Source organism: Streptosporangium sp. CA-135522, assembly GCF_050949235.1.
Lineage (GTDB): Bacteria > Actinomycetota > Actinomycetes > Streptosporangiales > Streptosporangiaceae > Streptosporangium.
The window spans coordinates 396921-413403 of sequence record NZ_CP192026.1 but is presented as its reverse complement, the minus strand read 5'-3'; the positions used below and the strand labels follow the sequence as shown (position 1 = coordinate 413403).

General features: G+C 70.9%; 14 protein-coding genes. 8 read left to right on the top strand and 6 right to left on the bottom strand.

Annotation, left to right across the window (positions count from 1 at the left end; all coding sequences use genetic code 11):
- Positions 1-39 precede the first annotated feature (39 nt).
- The 4 genes from wecB (at position 40) to ACQPYK_RS02010 (ending at position 5919) form a co-directional block, all read left to right on the top strand.
- Positions 40-1209 (top strand): non-hydrolyzing UDP-N-acetylglucosamine 2-epimerase, encoded by a 1170-nt coding sequence (gene wecB / locus ACQPYK_RS02025; RefSeq protein ID WP_433249244.1) that lies wholly within the window; start codon positions 40-42, stop codon positions 1207-1209.
- A 62-nt stretch (positions 1210-1271) separates the two neighbouring features.
- A complete protein-coding gene (locus ACQPYK_RS02020; RefSeq protein WP_433249241.1) occupies positions 1272-3344 on the top strand; it encodes a glycosyltransferase family protein in 2073 nt (690 codons plus the stop codon).
- Positions 3345-3433: 89 nt separating this feature from the next.
- On the top strand, positions 3434-3973 hold the full coding sequence (locus tag ACQPYK_RS02015; RefSeq protein ID WP_433249238.1) for a DUF418 domain-containing protein: 540 nt from the start codon (positions 3434-3436) through the stop codon (positions 3971-3973).
- 251 nt (positions 3974-4224) lie between these two features.
- Positions 4225-5919, top strand: a complete 1695-nt coding sequence (locus tag ACQPYK_RS02010) for a DEAD/DEAH box helicase (protein ID WP_433249235.1) — start codon at positions 4225-4227, stop codon at positions 5917-5919.
- Here ACQPYK_RS02010 and ACQPYK_RS02005 read toward each other — a convergent pair.
- Positions 5904-6116 (bottom strand): hypothetical protein, encoded by a 213-nt coding sequence (locus ACQPYK_RS02005; protein ID WP_433249232.1) that lies wholly within the window; start codon positions 6114-6116, stop codon positions 5904-5906. The two genes, ACQPYK_RS02010 and ACQPYK_RS02005, sit on opposite strands and share 16 nt — an antisense overlap.
- Positions 6117-6152: 36 nt before the next feature.
- Here ACQPYK_RS02005 and ACQPYK_RS02000 point away from each other — a divergent pair, with 36 nt between their 5' ends.
- Together ACQPYK_RS02000 and ACQPYK_RS01995 are read left to right on the top strand one after the other, a co-directional pair.
- Entirely contained in the window at positions 6153-7469 is a 1317-nt protein-coding gene (locus tag ACQPYK_RS02000; RefSeq protein WP_433249229.1) for a dolichyl-phosphate beta-glucosyltransferase, read from the top strand.
- 311 nt (positions 7470-7780) lie between these two features.
- Positions 7781-9019 (top strand): glycosyltransferase 87 family protein, encoded by a 1239-nt coding sequence (locus ACQPYK_RS01995; protein WP_433249226.1) that lies wholly within the window; start codon positions 7781-7783, stop codon positions 9017-9019.
- Positions 9020-9115: 96 nt separating this feature from the next.
- Here the strand turns inward: ACQPYK_RS01995 and ACQPYK_RS01990 are convergent, their stop codons facing one another.
- The 4 genes from ACQPYK_RS01990 to ACQPYK_RS01975 form a co-directional block, all read right to left on the bottom strand.
- Positions 9116-9526, bottom strand: a complete 411-nt coding sequence (locus ACQPYK_RS01990) for a hypothetical protein (protein WP_433249223.1) — start codon at positions 9524-9526, stop codon at positions 9116-9118.
- A 258-nt stretch (positions 9527-9784) separates the two neighbouring features.
- Positions 9785-10192, bottom strand: a complete 408-nt coding sequence (locus tag ACQPYK_RS01985) for a hypothetical protein (protein ID WP_433249220.1) — start codon at positions 10190-10192, stop codon at positions 9785-9787.
- Between the two features lie 202 nt (positions 10193-10394).
- Complete coding sequence (locus tag ACQPYK_RS01980) at positions 10395-11939, bottom strand: flotillin family protein (protein WP_433249217.1); 1545 nt, start codon at positions 11937-11939, stop codon at positions 10395-10397.
- Positions 11940-11978: 39 nt separating this feature from the next.
- A complete protein-coding gene (locus ACQPYK_RS01975) occupies positions 11979-12179 on the bottom strand; it encodes a hypothetical protein (protein ID WP_433249214.1) in 201 nt (66 codons plus the stop codon).
- A gap of 234 nt (positions 12180-12413) precedes the next feature.
- On the opposite strand from ACQPYK_RS01975, the gene ACQPYK_RS01970 reads away from it, so the two are divergent.
- Together ACQPYK_RS01970 and ACQPYK_RS01965 are read left to right on the top strand one after the other, a co-directional pair.
- Positions 12414-14390: a twin-arginine translocation signal domain-containing protein gene (locus ACQPYK_RS01970; RefSeq protein ID WP_433249211.1), complete on the top strand. Its 1977-nt coding sequence runs from the start codon at positions 12414-12416 to the stop codon at positions 14388-14390.
- 34 nt (positions 14391-14424) lie between these two features.
- The gene (locus ACQPYK_RS01965) at positions 14425-15318 is read left to right on the top strand and encodes a PrsW family intramembrane metalloprotease (protein WP_433249208.1); all 894 of its coding nucleotides are present in this window, start codon (positions 14425-14427) and stop codon (positions 15316-15318) included.
- Here the strand turns inward: ACQPYK_RS01965 and ACQPYK_RS01960 are convergent.
- Positions 15293-16321 (bottom strand): acyltransferase family protein, encoded by a 1029-nt coding sequence (locus ACQPYK_RS01960; RefSeq protein WP_433249205.1) that lies wholly within the window; start codon positions 16319-16321, stop codon positions 15293-15295. The genes ACQPYK_RS01965 and ACQPYK_RS01960 overlap by 26 nt on opposite strands.
- Positions 16322-16483 lie beyond the last annotated feature (162 nt).

Below are 16483 nucleotides of genomic sequence, written 5' to 3'. Positions count from 1 at the left end.
GGCAACGTTTGCCACACTCCCGCATGAAAGGCGAGGTCAATGAGGGACAACGCCCCGTTGGGGACGACCCCGGACCCCGAAGGACCCCTCGTCCTGCACGTGCTCGGCGCACGGCCCAACTTCGTGAAGGCCGCTCCGGTGGTGCGTGGCCTCGCCGATCTCGGGGTGCGGCAGGGCATCGTCCACACCGGCCAGCACTACGACGCGCTGATGTCGGATGTGTTCTTCGCCGACCTCGGGCTGCCCGAGCCGATCGCCAACCTGGGCGTCGGGTCCGGCTCGCACGCGCGCCAGACCGCGGCCCTGCTGACCGGTCTGGAGGACGTCGTCCTGGCGCACCGGCCGGCGCTGGTCGTCGTCTACGGCGACGTGAACTCGACGCTGGCCGCGATCCTCGTCTGCGCCAAGCTCCACGTCCCGACCGCGCACGTCGAGGCGGGCCTGCGCTCCTTCGACCGGGAGATGCCCGAGGAGGTCAACCGGGTCGTCACCGACGCCCTGTCCGACATCCTCTTCGCCACCTCGCCGGACGCGCTGTCCCACCTCGCCAACGAGGGAGTGGACCCGGCGCGCGTCCACCTCGTCGGCAATCCGATGATCGACAGCCTGTTCTCGGCGCTGGACCGCCTCGACCCGGCCCCGGTCCGTTCCCGGCTCGGGCTCCCGGAGCGGTACGGCGTGGCCACCCTGCACCGCCCCGGCAACGTGGACGACCCCGCCTCCGCCAAGGAACTGGTGGACGCCGTCCTCGCGGTGAGCGAGCGGCTGCCCATCGCGGTGCCGCTGCACCCGCGCGGCCGGGCCCGTCTGGCCGAGGCCGGCCTGGTGAGCGGCGACAACCTCCTCATCATCGATCCGCTGGGCTATGTGGACTTCCTCTCCCTGGTCCGCGGCGCGTCCCTGGTCGTCACCGACTCCGGAGGCGTGCAGGAGGAGACGACCATGCTCGGCGTGCCCTGCCTGACCGTCCGGCCCAACACCGAGCGGCCGATCACCGTCACCCACGGCACCAACCGCCTGGTCACCCCGGCGCTGCTGCCCGCCGCCGCCGATCGAGCCCTGGCCGACGGCGCGACGACGCCCTCGGGCGAGCTGCCCCCGCTCTGGGACGGCAAGGCCGGTCCCCGGATCGCCCGGGTGATCGAGACCTGGCTCAGGGGCGGCAACCTCTCCCCCGCGGCGCAAGCCGTACCGCCCAAATCCCTGTAAAACGGCCATTTCGTCACGACCGAAGCCGTACGCTGGCACGACCCCGGATAAAGGCGATCCCCATGAGTTCCTCCCCCATGAGTGAGCAGACCCCCGAAGAGCCGAAATTCCGGCGCCTCGGACCGATCAACTGGCTGCCCGAGGAGCGCAAGGTCGTCGAGCGCTTCGAGGAGCGGGTCCGGGACCTGGAGCGGCGGCTGGCCATAGCCGAGGCCCGCGCCGACTACGCGCAGTGGAAGCTGGAGTCCACCAAGGTCCAGCGACCCTACCGGGTGGCCGAGGCCATCACGGGCGCCAAGGGGTCGGGAGTCGTGCGGCTGCCGGGCAAGCTGCGCATGGCGCTGCGGCCCCGCAAGGGGCCCGACGCGCCCCGGCCGGTGTCGGAGGTGATCGAGGAGCTCGACCACCAGGGGCCCGTCGTGGACGTGCCGCAGATGAAGTGGCCGGCCGGGCCGATCAACCGGCCGGACATGAAGGTCGCGGTCATCCTGGACGACTTCTCCCGGATGGCGTTCAAGTACGAGTGGGACCAGATCGAGTTCGGGCTCCGCGACTGGCCGGAGATCTTCGCCGAGCGGCGCCCCGAGCTGCTGTTCGTGGAGTCGGCCTGGCACGGCAACCAGGGCCGCTGGCGCTACCAGATGACCGGCTCCAACGCTCCCAAGCCGGAGTTGCGCGCCCTGATCGACTGGTGCCGCGAAGAGGGGATCCCGACGGTCTTCTGGAACAAGGAGGACCCGCCGAACTTCGACTTCTTCATCGACACGGCCAAGCTGTTCGACTATGTCTTCACGTGCGACGGCGACATGGTCCCCAAGTATCGCGAGGTGCTGGGCCACGACCGGGTCGACGTGCTGCAGTTCGCGGCCCAGCCCCGGGTGCACAACCCGATCCAGGAGCGGCGGGGCCGCCTGCACGACGTGGTCTTCGCGGGCATGTACTTCCGGGACAAGCACCCCGAGCGCCGCGAGCAGATGGAGACCGTCCTCGCCCCGATCCGCGAGCTCGGCCTGCACATCTTCGCCCGCAACGGCACGGTCGACGAGAAGTACGCCTGGCCCGAGGAGTACGTCCCGCACATCGTGGGCGAGCTCCCCTACGACCGGATGCTGGCCGCGTACAAGATGTACAAGGTCTTCCTCAACGTGAACTCGGTGCTCGACTCGCCGACCATGTGCGCCCGCCGGGTCTTCGAGCTGTCGGCCTGCTCGACCTCGGTCGTCTCCGGCTGGTCCCGGGCCATCCAGGAGACCTTCGGCTCGCTGATCCCCATCGCCCGCGACGAGCTGGAGTCCTACAACCAGGTCCTGCACCTGATCAACAGCCCCGAGCTGCGCGCCCGCCAGGGTCACCTGGCCATGCGCGAGGTCTTCGACAAGCACCTGTTCACCCACCGCGTGGACCAGATCCTCTCCTTCCTCGGCAGGCCCGTCGCACCGCGGTCGCGATCCGTCTCGGTGGTGCTGCCCACCAACCGCGCCGCCCAGATCGAGCACGCCATCTCCTCGGTGGCCAAGCAGATCCACCGGCCGGTCCAGCTCGTGATGGTCCTGCACGGCCTGGACATCGACCCGGTCGTCGTCGCCGACAAGGCCCGCATGGCGGGGATCACCGACGTCGTGGTGCTGCCCGCCGACCCGTCGCTGTCCCTGGGCGCCTGCATGAACCTGGGCATCGCCGCCGCCGAGGGCGAGCTGATCGCCAAGATGGACGACGACAACCTCTACGGCGAGCACTACCTGTCGGACCTGGTCCGCGCCTTCGACTATTCCGACGCCGAGCTCGTCGGCAAGGGCGCCCACTACGCCTATTTCGAGGGCAGCAACACCACGATGCTCCGCCTGCCGGGCCTGGAGCACCGCTACAGCTGGCTGGTCCAGGGCGGCACCTTCCTCGGCAAGGCCGACATGTTCCGCCACTACGGCTTCGCGGACATCACCCGGGGCGAGGACACCCATCTGGTCCGGAGGCTGAAGGAGGATCGCGTCAAGATCTACTCCGCCGACCGGTTCAACTTCGTCTACTGGCGCAGCGGCGACGCGGAGATGCACACCTGGCAGGCCGACGACATCAAGCTCACCCGCAATGCCCAGTTCTCCTTCGTCGGCCACCCCGACGCCCACGTGATGATCTGAGCGGCCGCGCCCGGCGCGGGACCGGTCGGCGGGACAGATCAGCCGAAAGGTGGAGGTGCCGAGCGTAGGGCGGTTGGCAGGCTGTCGCAGTGCCCTCACCGTCCTCACCGGCCTCGCCTCCCTCCCCGGCGCAGCGCATCCAGGCCCTGGACGCGCTGCGCGGGCTCGCGCTCGGCGGCTTCCTGCTGTGGCTGCGCACCCGGGCCGGGGCGGCCGCCGGTCGGCTCCTGGCGCCGCTCGGCCGGATGGCCCTGACCAACTACGTGCTCGCCACACCGGTCGTGCTGCTCGTCATGGGGCCGCTGGGCCTGGTGGAGTCCGAGTCCTACGGCACGGTCTTCGCGCTGACCGCCGCGATCGTCGTCGTGCAGGCCGCCTTCAGCGCGTGGTGGCTGGGCCGCTTCCGGTACGGGCCGCTGGAGTGGGTGTGGCGGTGCGGCACCTGGTGGCAGGCCGTACCGAACAGGCAGGCCGTACCGGACGGGAGGGCGGACGCGCCGGACGAACGCCGGCCGGCCGCCGACGGCGGAGCACGGACCGGCGGGGAGGGTGACGGGCACCCGCGGACGGGTCACGAGCGGTCTGCCCGATCGAACTGTTCGTTCGGTCCCTGGTGGGGCATGTCATGAAATAAGCACCTTGCCTTGCCCATCGCCGCCCGGGTCGCAGCACCCGGTCCCGCACCGGTAAAGTCGGTCGGCCGTCCCGACGGCACTCGCAGCCGGTTGGTCGCCACGGCCGCCGCGCCGGACAGGCGCGTCGCGCCCGCCGGCGGAACCGGCGGGCCGGGGCCGCCACAAGGATGGAACATGCCGCAGGGGTGGAACGTGTGGCCGGCGCGAGTCCCGTGCGCGTCCGTCCCGGAACGAGGAGCCCGACCATGACCCTGAACACGACCGACGACACGAGCGGCTTCGCCGACCTGGCGCTGCGGCCCGAGCTCCTGCGCGCGCTGTCCGGCCTCGGCTACGAGGAGCCCACCCCGATCCAGCGCGAGGCGATCCCGCCCCTGATGGAGGGACGCGACCTGCTCGGGCAGGCGGCGACGGGAACGGGCAAGACCGCCGCGTTCGCGCTCCCGGTGCTGCAGCGGATGAACACGGACGGTGAGCGGGCCGAGCCGATGGCGCTGGTGCTCGTGCCCACCCGCGAGCTGGCGGTCCAGGTCTCGGAGGCCTTCCACCACTACGGCCGCGACCTGGGCGCGCGCATCCTGCCCATCTACGGCGGGCAGCCGATCGGCCGGCAGCTGCGGGCGCTGCAGCAGGGGGTCGACGTCGTGGTCGCGACGCCCGGCCGGGCACTCGACCACATCGGCCGTGGGACGCTCCGGCTGGACGACCTCAAGATGGTCATCCTGGACGAGGCGGACGAGATGCTCGACATGGGCTTCGCCGAGGACATCGAGGCGATCTTCCAGGAGACGCCCGACGACCGCCAGACGGTGCTCTTCTCGGCGACGATGCCGCCGCGCATCAACGGGATGGCTCGCCGCCACCTGACCGACCCGGTCCGGATCGAGATCGGCCGCGAGACGGCGGCCCCGGGTGAGACCCCGCTCGTCCGGCAGACCGCCTACGTGGTCCCGCGCGCCCACAAGCCCGCGGCGCTCGGGCGCATCCTGGACGTGGAGGCGCCGACGGCCGCGATCGTCTTCTGCCGCACCCGCGACGAGGTCGACCAGCTCACCGAGACGCTGAACGGACGCGGCTACCGCGCCGAGGCGCTGCACGGCGGGATGGGCCAGGAGCAGCGCGACCGTGTGATGGGACGGCTGCGCAGCGGGACGGCCGACCTGCTCGTCGCGACCGACGTGGCCGCGCGCGGGCTCGACATCGAGCAGCTCACCCACGTGGTGAACTACGACGTCCCCTCCGCGCCGGAGTCCTACGTGCACCGGGTCGGCCGGGTCGGCCGGGCCGGCCGCGAGGGCGTGGCCATCACCTTGGCGGAGCCGCGGGAACACCGGATGCTCAAGACCATCGAGCGGGTGACCAAGCGCCGGATCATCGTCGAGAAGGTGCCGACCGTCGCCGACCTGCGCGCCCGGCAGTTGGAGCTGACGCGCGCCTCGCTGCACGAGATCCTCCTGGAAGACGACCTGGAGCGCTTCCGCGTCGTGGTCGAGACGCTCACCGACGAGTTCGACGTGATGGAGGTGGCGCTCGCCGCGGTGAAGCTGGCGCACGAGGCCAGCGGGGCGGCGGCCGACGAGGAGGAGATTCCCGAGGTCTCCCTGGCGGCCGGGCCGGACCGGCGCGGCCGTCGCGAGAGCGGCGGACGTGAGAGCGGCGGACGCGACCAGCGGCGCGGCTCCACACCGACGGGCGGGATGACTCGCCTGTTCATCGGGGCCGGGCGCAGCGCCGGGATCCGGCCGCAGGACCTGGTCGGCGCGATCGCGGGTGAGTCGCGCCTCAGCGGGCGTGAGATCGGGGCGATCGAGATCTCCGATCGCTTCTCGCTCGTGGAGGTCCCCGCCTCCGCCGCCGACGAGGTGATCGAAGGCCTGAGGGGAAGCACCATCAAGGGACGGAAGGCGACGGTCCGGCGGGAGCGCTACAACGCGCGGTAGCGCCGCCGAACCGCGCCGGGCGGGCCGTGGCGGTGAGCGCGGGGACGGCGCCGCACCGGGCGGCCGGGCGCGGCAGTGGGCACGGTGACGGTGCCGAGCCGCGCCGGGCGGGCCGTGGCGGTGGGCACGGTGACGGCGCCGCGCCGGGCGGCCGGGCGCGGCAGTGGGCACGGTCGAAGTAGCTCCGCCGAATCCACGGCCGCATCCTTGGGGTATCTCTTCAAGGAGGAGCGATGCACGCTCCCGCGCCGGCACTGCGTGTGGTGCCGAGACGACACCGGAACCGGCGAACGGTTCCCGCCGCACCCGCGATGTCGGCGATCTCCTCGGTGAGCGTGGACATCGTGATCCCCGTGTTCAACGAGGAACGGGCGCTGCCGGGCTGCATCGCCGTCCTGCACGACTACCTCGGCCTGTGGTTTCCGTTCCAGTGGACGATCACCATCGTCGACAACGCGAGCACCGACGGCACCCGCGTGGTCGCCAGGGCCATCGCCCGGCGGCGATCGCACGTGCGGGTGCTGTGCCTGGACCGCAAGGGCAAGGGACACGCACTGCGCACCGCGTGGTCGGACAGCCGCGCCGACATCGTGGCGTACATGGACGTCGACCTGTCCACCGGCCTGGACGCGCTGTTGCCGCTGGTGACCTCCCTGGCCAGCGGTCACTCCGACATCGCGATCGGCTCGCGGCTGGCCCCCGGGGCCCGCAACGTCCGCGGCGCCAAACGGGAGCTGATCTCCCGCGGCTACAACGCGCTGCTCCGGCTGACCCACGGCGTACGGTTCCGCGACGCGCAGTGCGGCTTCAAGGCGGCCAGGACCAGTGTGATCCGCCCGCTGTTGCGACACGTCAAGGACGATTCCTGGTTCTTCGACACCGAGCTGCTGCTGCTCGCCGAGCACAACGGCCTGCGGGTGCACGAGGTGCCGGTGGACTGGGTGGAGGACGTCGACAGCCGGGTCGGGCTCGCCGGCACGGCCGCGGTGAACCTGCGAGGCCTGCTCCGGATCGCGCTGGCGAAGGCCACCGGCGGGGCGAGGGTGGCGGGGCTGCCGTCGCGGCCCATGCCCCGGCCGACCCACCCCGACGCGGTGCTCGCCGCGCGGAGCCGGGCCGGGCTGCGCCGGGCGCTGGCGTTCGGCGTCGCCGGCGCGCTGCCCGCGGCGGGCGCGCTGGGCGTGTACGCGCTCCTGCGGACCTGGTGCCCGCCGCCCGCGGCCGGTCTGGCCGCGGCGGGTCTGATCACGCGGTTGAACACCAGGGCCGGCTGGCTGAGCGCCTTCACCGGAGAGGGCGGCTCGCCCGCGCCGGAGCACCTCCCGGGCCCCCTGGTGTTCGGCCTCTACTCCGTGCCCGCCGTCGGCGCGCTGTCCCTGCTCCGCGCGGCGGTCCACCGGCCTGCCCGGCCCCTCGAGCTCGCCACGCTCCTGGTCGCGTCCGCCGCCGGCACCGCCGGGCACCTGGCCCTGCGCCAGGCCGCCCGCCCGGCCGCTCCAGCGCCGGCCACGCCCATCCGTTTTCCCGGAAGGCGCGGCGGCGACGTCTGACTGAATGAGCAACCAGGAAGGTGTGGGGCGTTTCCGGGAGGCTCACCATGAGGGCATCACTCGCCCGTGACGAATCGTCTCCCGGAAGGCGGCCGACGATCCGCGGGAAGGCGAGAAACCCGCGAGAACGCCGGACGGCACCAAGGAGGCCATCGAATGGCCGGACACGACACAGCCACCGCCCTGGAACGGACCGGCCGTCCGCTCCCCGGAGCGCATCGCGACGGCCCGGCTCGCGGGGGACACCGCGGGAGACACCGTGGGGGACACGGTGCCACCGCACCGGCCGCGGAAGACACGAGACCCTCGGCATGACCGCCACCCGAGCGGGAACGGCCCCCGCGCCGGCCCGCGAGACCGCGCTCACCCGGCAGGCGGCTGTGGGGGTCCTGCTGGCGGTCGTCGCCGCAGCCGTGGCGTTCGCCCTGCACGGCACGACGTTCTGGGGAGTGGACTTCGGGGTCTTCCACGGAGCCGGGACGACCGTGCTCCACGGAGGATCACCGTACGACGCCGCCTACAACCAGTTCCTGCTGTTTCTGTATCCGCCGTTCGCGGCGGTGCTGTTCACCCCTCTCGGACTGCTGAAGGCGAACGCCGCCTACGCGCTGTGGACGCTGCTCTCCGTGCTCGCCCTGGAGGGCGTGGTCTGGATGCTGCTGGGCGCCGTGGGCGTCGGCCCCCGTGGCCGCAGGGCCACCCTGACTCTCGCGGTGACGGTGGCGGCGCTTCCGCTGTCCCCGATACTGAGCAACCTCTCGCTCGGGCAGGTCAACCTCATCCTCATGATCGTCATCCTGGACGACCTGCTCCACGACCGCGGAAGGCTGCGCGGTATCGGCGTCGGCGTCGCCGCGGGGATAAAGCTGATCCCCCTCATCGTCATCCTCTATTTCCTGGCGACCCGCCGCTTCCGCGCCGCCGCCGTGGCCGCCGTGAGCTTCGCCGCGACCGTCGCGATCGGATTCCTGCTGATGCCCGGGGCCTCCCGGACATATTGGAGCGGAACATTCCTGGACGCCTCGCGCGGAGTCTCCGAAAGCGCGAACCCCTACAACATGTCGATCCGCAGCATGCTCCTGCGGCTGCCCGCTCCCGAGGCGCACTCCCCGTGGCTCCTGCTGGCGATCAGCGCCGTGGTGGGAATCGGCGGGCTGGCGGTGGCGGGCCGGGCCGTCAGAAGCGGTAACGAACACGCCGGGATCGTCGCCTGCGCCGTCACCGGCCTGCTCGTCTCCCCCACCACCTGGCCGGCCCACTGGGTGTGGTGCGTCCCGCTCCTGGTGTTCTGGGCCGGGCGCACCCGGCGCGGCACGTGGTCACCGTACGAGAGACTCGGCTTCACGGCGCTGTCCCTGATCCTGCTCGCACCGTCCTACTGGATGTTGCGGATGTTCGTGGAGGGGGACCCCGGGGTCCAGGCGAGCTTCTGGCCGCAGTTGTTCGTCAAGATCTACGCGCCCCTCGGCCTGCTGATTCTCGCGGCGATCGCCGTCTTCCTGTGGCGCGGTGACCGCCGGGCACGTGAGGGGGCACCCCTCCTGTCCTGACCGTTTCGCCCTGTGGCGTGCGGTGGGCGCGTGCCCCGGCGGTCCGCCGGTTCCGGTGAGGCCCGGAACCGGCGGATCCGGGTCGGCGAATCCGGGTCAGCAGCTACCCGCGCCGATCTGGTTGGACGTCTTCGTGGCGACGACGCTGTTGTTGGCGTCGAACGCCTGGACCCTGGTGGAGATGAAGACGTGCGGGACGAGAGGCGTGCACTTCACCGACGGCGCGCTGAACGCCTGCGAGGTTCCCTGGGAGGCGACCCGGCAGGAGATGCTGAGCTGGCTGTCGGGCCCCTCCCAGGTCTTCCAGAGGGAGACGCAGACCCGGGCGTACTGCCCGGAGCCGTTGGAGTAGCTTCCGGATCCCTTCCAGTAGCCGCCCTGAAGGATGGTGTAGCCGACGTCGATCTGGGTGGCCAGCGCGGCGGCGGGGGTCGCCGTGGTCAACGGCACACCTCCGATCAGAGCGAGGCTCAGGCCACCCGTGGCGATTGCGCTGCGGATCTTCATATGCGGTGGATCTCCAAGAATGAAGACGAGGACGTCCGCGGTCCGGACGGCCCCGCCGGCACCGGAACGAGGTGCCGGATCATGGAACGGCCGGAACGGATATCCTTCGTTAAGGAATTGTTCACAGGAATCGCGGTGCGGGTTCACGACGAGGTCGCGAACCCGATCTCGGGCATGGGCGGGTTCCAGCCGCCCATGCCCGAGACCGTGAGCCCCGGCGCCACCGGGGCCGGCCGTACCGGCGCCGGGGAGTCCTCGTCAGGTGGCCGGGATCCTGTTGGAGATCTTGGTGGCGACGACGTTGTTGTAGGCGTCGAACGCCTGGACCCGGGTGAAGATCTCGTCGCCGGGCCAGAACTTGATCGGCACCGACGGCGCGCTCCACGACTGCGCGCTGCCCACGGACGTGGTCCGGCACGCGCCGCTGAGCTTGCTGTCGGGCAGGGCCAGCCTGTCGACCCAGATTTCTACACAGGCCCGGGCGTACTGCCCGGAGCCGTTGGAGTAGCTTCCGGATCCCTTCCAGTAGCCGCCCTCACGGACGGTGTAGCCGACATCGATCGTGGTGGCCGTCGCGGCTTCGGCGGGGACCGCCGCGGCCAGCGCGGCACCGCCGATCAGAGTGAGACCTGCCATCGCCGAGGCGATGGCACTGCGGATCTTCATGTGCTGGGGTTCTCCAGAAAACGAAGGTGAAGACCTCGACGGGCTGGTCAGGAGCCCGTGCCGACAAAGTGATCATGTCACCCAGCGATCTTGAATGTAACTCCGATCTCATATATCGGACATGCAATAACCTGCGCTGAAGAGTGGCCGTAGAGACTGTTCCGAACACGGTCGGCGGGCGTCGGGAGCCGGGCCGACGGTCTCAGGGGGCCGGGTCCACGGCCTTGCCGTTGGTCTCGGGACCGGCCCCGCCGGAGGCGGTGCCGGCGGTGGTGCCGGCGGTGGTGCCAGGGGTGGTGCCGGCGGTGGCACCGGGGGTGGCGCCGTTCAGCAGGGAACGGGCGAGACCGAGGCCGGTGCCGCCGAGCGTGAGGGCCTTGGCGAGCATCTCCTCGATGCCCTGGGCGCCGTTGAGGACGACCATGTGGTCGACGTTGCCGAACGCCCTGGCGCCCGCCTCGACGATCTGGGGCCAGTTCTCGGCGAGCTGCTGGGCGATGACCGCCTCCTGGTTCTCGGCGAGGGCCTCGGAGCGGGCACGGATCGCCTCGGCCTCGGCCAGACCCTTCGCCTTGGCCGCCTCCGCCGCCGCGAGCCCCTGGGCCCTGGCCGCTTCGGCGGCGGCCAGGCCGCGGGCCTTGGCCGCCTCCGCCTCGCCGAGACCGGTGGCCTTCGTCGCCTCGGCAGCCGCGATGCCGCGCAGCCGTACCGACTCCGCTTCGGCCGCGGCGGCCTGCTTGACCTGGGAGGCCTGCGCGGCGGCGCGGAGCTCGGTCTCGCGGGCCTCCGCCTCGGCTTGGGCGATGCGGGCGTCACGCTCGGCCTGAGAGAGGGTGACGGTCTCGTAGGCCCTGGCGTCGGCGGGCTTGCGGACCTGGGCCTGAAGCCGCTGCTCGGCCAGCGCCGCCTCCAGTTCGGCGGCGCGGGTCTCCTGGACCACGACCTCCTGGCGGGCCGAGGCCTCCGAGAGAGGGCCGGCCTGGCGGGACCGGGCCTGGGCCTCGTCGATCTCGGCCTGGTAGGCGGCCTGCTTGATCTGGGCGTCGCGCCAGGCGGCGGCCTTGTTGGCGGCGGCGATCTGCTCGGCCTCGGTGGCCTCCTGGTCGCGCTGCGCCTCGGCGATGCGGGCAGAGGCGGCGATCTTGGCGGCGTGCGGCTTGCCGAGGTTGGTGATGTAGCCGGTCTCGTCCTCGATCTCCTGGATCTGCAGGGAGTCGACGATCAGCCCGAGCTTGATCATTTCGTCGGCGGCCGAGGCGCGGGTCTCGCCGGTCAGCCGTTCGCGGTTGAGGATGAGGTCCTCGACGGTCAGGTTGCCGATGATCGAACGCAGGTGGCCGGTGAACAGCTCGTGGATGGCGCCGTTCATCGAGTCCTGCTGGTCGAGGAAGCGGCGGGCGGCGTTGGCGATGGAGTGCAGGTCGTCGCCCACCTTGTAGATCACCACGCCCTTCACCACCACCGGGATGCCCTGCTGGGTGACGCAGGAGACCTGGAGGTTGGCCGCGCGGCTGTCCAGGCGCAGGCGGCGAGCGGTCTGGAAGCCGGGGAGCACGGAGGTGCCCTTACCAGTGATGATCTTGAATCCGAGGCTGTCGGTGAGCTCGGTCCTGCCGCGCGCGCCGAGGCCGGAGATGATCAGCGCTTCGTTGGGCTCCGCCACCCGCCAGACGGCCTTGAACAGCATGATGAGGACGAGGAGCGCGACAAGAGCGGCGCCCCCGATGACGAGATACTCCGTAGGCATCGCAGTCTCCGCGGTGGAGGGAGAAGGACAGGGAAGGGGTCAGACGAGCGCGCGGGCGACATAGACCGTCCGCGGCGGGAAGTAGTCGACCACGACGACGATCGAGCCGGTGAGGATCTCCTCGTCGGGGAGCGTGGCGTATGCGTAGAACGCCTCGACGCCCCCGCGGACCGCCACCATCACCTCCCCGACCAGGCCGGGACCGATCCTGCCGGTGACCCTGCCCTGCTTACCCACCACACGAGGCTCCTCGCACCGTCATCGACCACTGAACCCCGAACGCGGACGCTACCCTGATATGTCTGATTTCACTAGCCGTTATGGCAGGTTATAAGTATTGCCGGACCGCCGGCGGCATACCGCGGCGTCCATTCTTCGGATATCACGAATAGCGTTCCAATACGGCGGGCAAAAGTTTGCCGGAAACGCCGTGTGGCGGCCATGTCCTTTCCTCCTGCTCGTGATGATCGCCCCATGACCGATTCCCCGGAGATCACCCCGCGCAGGGCCCGGGAGCTGGGCATGGACCGGCCCATCTCCCGCCGTGACTTCCTCGACGGCGTGGCCGTGGCCGCCGGGGTGACGGCGCTCGGCTCCCTGGCCGGATGCGCGGACTCCGACTGGCAGGACGCCATCGGCACCAAGGGCCTGAAGGTGCCGCCCGAGATCAGCTACCCGCCCGTGCTCACCGGGCTGCAGGGCAACACCCCTCAGGCGCTCAGCGTGGCCCACGCCCTCCGGGACGATCGGTTCTGGAAATACGCGGGCACCCCCGAACCCACCGGCGAGTCCTACGACCTGGTCGTCGTCGGCGGGGGGATCAGTGGTGTCAGCGCGGCCCACAGGTGGCTGGAGCGCGCCCCGGACGCCCGGATACTGATCCTGGAGAACCACGACGAGGTCGGCGGGCACGCCCGGCGCAACGAGTTCCACCCGGAGGGCCGGAGGGGACCGCTGATCGGTTACGGCGGATCGCAGTCGATCGAAGCGCCCTCGGTGTGGACCCCGGAGGGCAAGGACCTGCTCGACAAGATCGGGGTGAAGGTCCGTAAGTTCGAGAAGTACTTCGACCGGCGGCTCTACCCGGACCTCAAGATGCACGACAGCGTCTTCTGCGACCGGGAGAGCTTCACCCGGGAGAAACTGGTCGTCCTCCCCCCGGGGAAGAAGGCTCCCCGGTGGATCGCCGAGCTGCCCATCGCCGAGCAGGCCAAAAAGGACCTGCTCCTGCTCTACGGGAACCCGCCCGACTGGTTCCCCGGCCTGTCCGACGGCCAGAAGAAAGAACGCCTGGCCGGGCTGACCTACTCGGACTTCCTCAAGGACGTCTGCAAGGTCCACCCGGACGTGCTGCGGTTCGTCCAGACCATGCCGAACGACGAGTGGGGCTACGGCTCCGACGCCTTCGGCGCGATCGACGCCTGGGGCAGCGCGGACGATCACAACTACGCCGGGTTCCAGGGCCTGGGGCTCGACCGCTCCAGGCCGTCCAGGTACAACTCGCCGAGCATGATCAAGGGCTGGGGCGCGGACGACCCGTACATCTACCACTTCCCCGAAGGCAACCAGGCGATCGTCCGAATGATGATCGGCCGGATGATTCCGGGCTTCACCACGGCGACCGGCATGGACGACGTCAGCACCGCGACGTTCGACTACGACCGGCTCGACCTGCCCCGCAACCAGGTTCGCATCCGCCTGTCCAGCCCGGTGGTCTCGGCCGCCAACGACGGCGACCCCGCAACGGCCACCAGCGCCACGGTGGGTTACTTCGACGGGGAGCGGGTCAGGACCGTCCGGACCGCCAACGTGATCATGGCCTGCTGGAACATGGTGATCCCCTACCTCGTCGGCGACCTGCCGCCCGCCCAGAAAGACGCGCTGCGCAAGGCGGTCAAGGTGCCGCTGCTGTACTCGACGGTCCAGCTCCGCGGCTGGGAGGCATGGCGGCGGATCGGCGTCAGCCGCACCCGCTTCACCGGCGCCTACTGGTGCGTGGCCGAGCTCGACTACCCGGTGAGCATCGGGGACTACCGGCGCCCGAGGACCCCGGACCAGCCGATCAACGTGCACATGATCTCCACCCCCGCCGCGCCGGGCATGTCCCCGGCCAGCGGCTCCATCACCGGGCGCTACCGGCTGATGAAGACCCCCTACGACTACCTGGAATACAGCATCCGCGACCAGCTCACCCGCCTGCTCGGCCCGGGCGGCTTCGACCCGGGCCGCGACATCCAGGCGATCACGGTCAACCGGTGGGGGCACGGCTACGCGCCCGAGTACGCCACCCCGTGGGACCTCGACTTCTACCCCCGGGGCCCGTTCCCCGCGGCCCTGGCCCGCCGGCGGGCCGGCCGGATCGCGATCGCCAACTCCGACTCCGTGCCGGCCGCCTACGCCGACGCGGCCATCACGGCCGCCTACCGCGCGGTCGAGGAGCTGCAGGCGTGAACGGCCACCGCACGACGAGCGAGGAGCTGCAGGCGTGAACGGTCACCGCACGGCGAGCGAGGGGCGCACCGGACCCCGCCCATGGCTGCAGATCTTCCTGGCGGGCCTGACCCTGTGGGCGGCCACGGTCGTCGTCACGGTCTGGACCCAGAACACCAACCTGGTCCCGGCCGTGATCCTGCTCGGCAGCTTCCTGGTCCCGGTGACGTTCGTCGTGTGGGCCTATGAGAAGGGTCGCGGTCGCTACGTCACGGTCGAGCTGCTGTTCACGACCTTCCTCGTGGGCGGCGTGCTGGGCGTGCTGGGCGCCTCGATCCTGGAGGCCTACCTCCTGAAGCCCTCCGTCTTGATCTACGTCGGCGTCGGCCTGATCGAGGAGGGCGTCAAGCTGCTGGCGCTCGCCTTCGTGGCCAGGAAGATGCGCCGGCGCACCACCTTCGACGGCCTGGTGCTCGGCGCGGCGGTCGGCTTCGGCTTCGCGGCGTTCGAGAGCGCGGGCTACGCCTTCAACGCGCTGTTCAGCGGGGAGGGATCGTCACTGCGGCAGCTCGTGGAGACCGAGATCCTGCGCGGCGTCCTGGCTCCGGTCGGTCACGGCCTGTGGACCGCCATCACCGGCGGCGTCCTGTTCGCGGCCGGCCACGACGGCCGCTGGCGGATCACCCGCGGCGTGGTCCTGACCTACCTGGGCGTGTCGCTGCTGCACGCGCTCTGGAACTCCATGTACGGCATCGCGGTCGCGCTCACGCTGGTGCTGACCGGCCGGCCGTGGCAGTTCAGCGCGCTCAGGGTCGGGCAGATCCCCGACGTCACCGAAACGCAGGTCCACCTGAGCACCGTGCTCGACTGGGGCGGCCTCGTCCTGATCTCGGTGATCGCGCTGCTGTGGGCGCGTCACCTCTTCAGGCGGGCTTCCGCAAGCGGGTGAAGGCCCAGCTCATCCTGGGCTCGACCGCCCAGCGGGTCACCCGCCGCACCGGCTCGGTGCACAGCAGCGCGGCGAGCCCGGCCCCGAAGAGCGCGACGACCACCACACCCGGCAGGGTGGCGGCCCAGTCGCCGTAGAACCGTTCGACGATCTTCACGACCAGGCCGTGGAGCAGGTAGGCGTACATGGTCGCCGTGCCCAGCCCCGAGTACCACGTGCGCCGGGACGGCGTGACCGCCAGGAACGCCGCCACCAGCAGCGCGCCCGCGGCCAGCAGGGCCAGCCTGATCAGGCTGCCGGTGAGGTCGTCCACCCCGATCGCGTCGTTGGCGTGCCGCCAGCGGATCCACTCGGTCTTCACCTCGGCGTGCACGGCCAGCGCCACGAGCGCCCCGGCGGCCAGCGTGACCGCCCCGGCGACGCGCACCCATCGCCGCCTGAGCCACACGAAGTGCTCCGGCCGGAGCATGAGCCCGAGCACGTAGAAGGGCAGCAGCCCGAGCGTGCGGTTCATCGACAGCTCGTCGGGCAGCCGGCTCGTCCCCGACAGCAGCGACAGCGCGACGGCGACCACCAGCGGCCACCTGAGCTGCTGCCAGACCGGGGTGGACAGCCGCCACAGGAACAGCGACATCAGAAACCAGGTCAGGTAGTACGGGTCGAGCAGGCTGACGTCCAGCTTGCCGTACAGGATCAGGCGGGGCAGCGCGTAGACCAGCTCGAAGATCACGTACGGCACGGCGAGCGTGCTGATGAGTTTGCGCGCCTTGCCCGAGGAGAAGGTGAAGTTCCGCGAAAGGTAGCCGCTGAGCACGATGAACAGCGGCATGTGGAACAGGTACACGTAGAAGTAGGCCGCGTGCGCCAGCGGCACGTCCCGCAGGCCCTCGACGAGGTGGCCGGAGACGACCAGGACGATCGCCAGGAATTTGGCGTTGTCGAAGAACGGGTCCCGGTCGGCCGAGGGGCGGAAGGACACCCGGAGCGGGGTGGCGACACTCACAGCCCAGGGACGCTAACGAGCCCCGCCCAACGTCCGGCGAACGACCGATGGCCGTCCGGGGAACTTCCCCCGGACCGCGGCGGACCGCCCACGCCGTTCGCCCCTCACCTGTCCGTTCCGTCCGGGCACGCGGCCCGCCCGGCCTGAGCCCGCCCGTCCCGT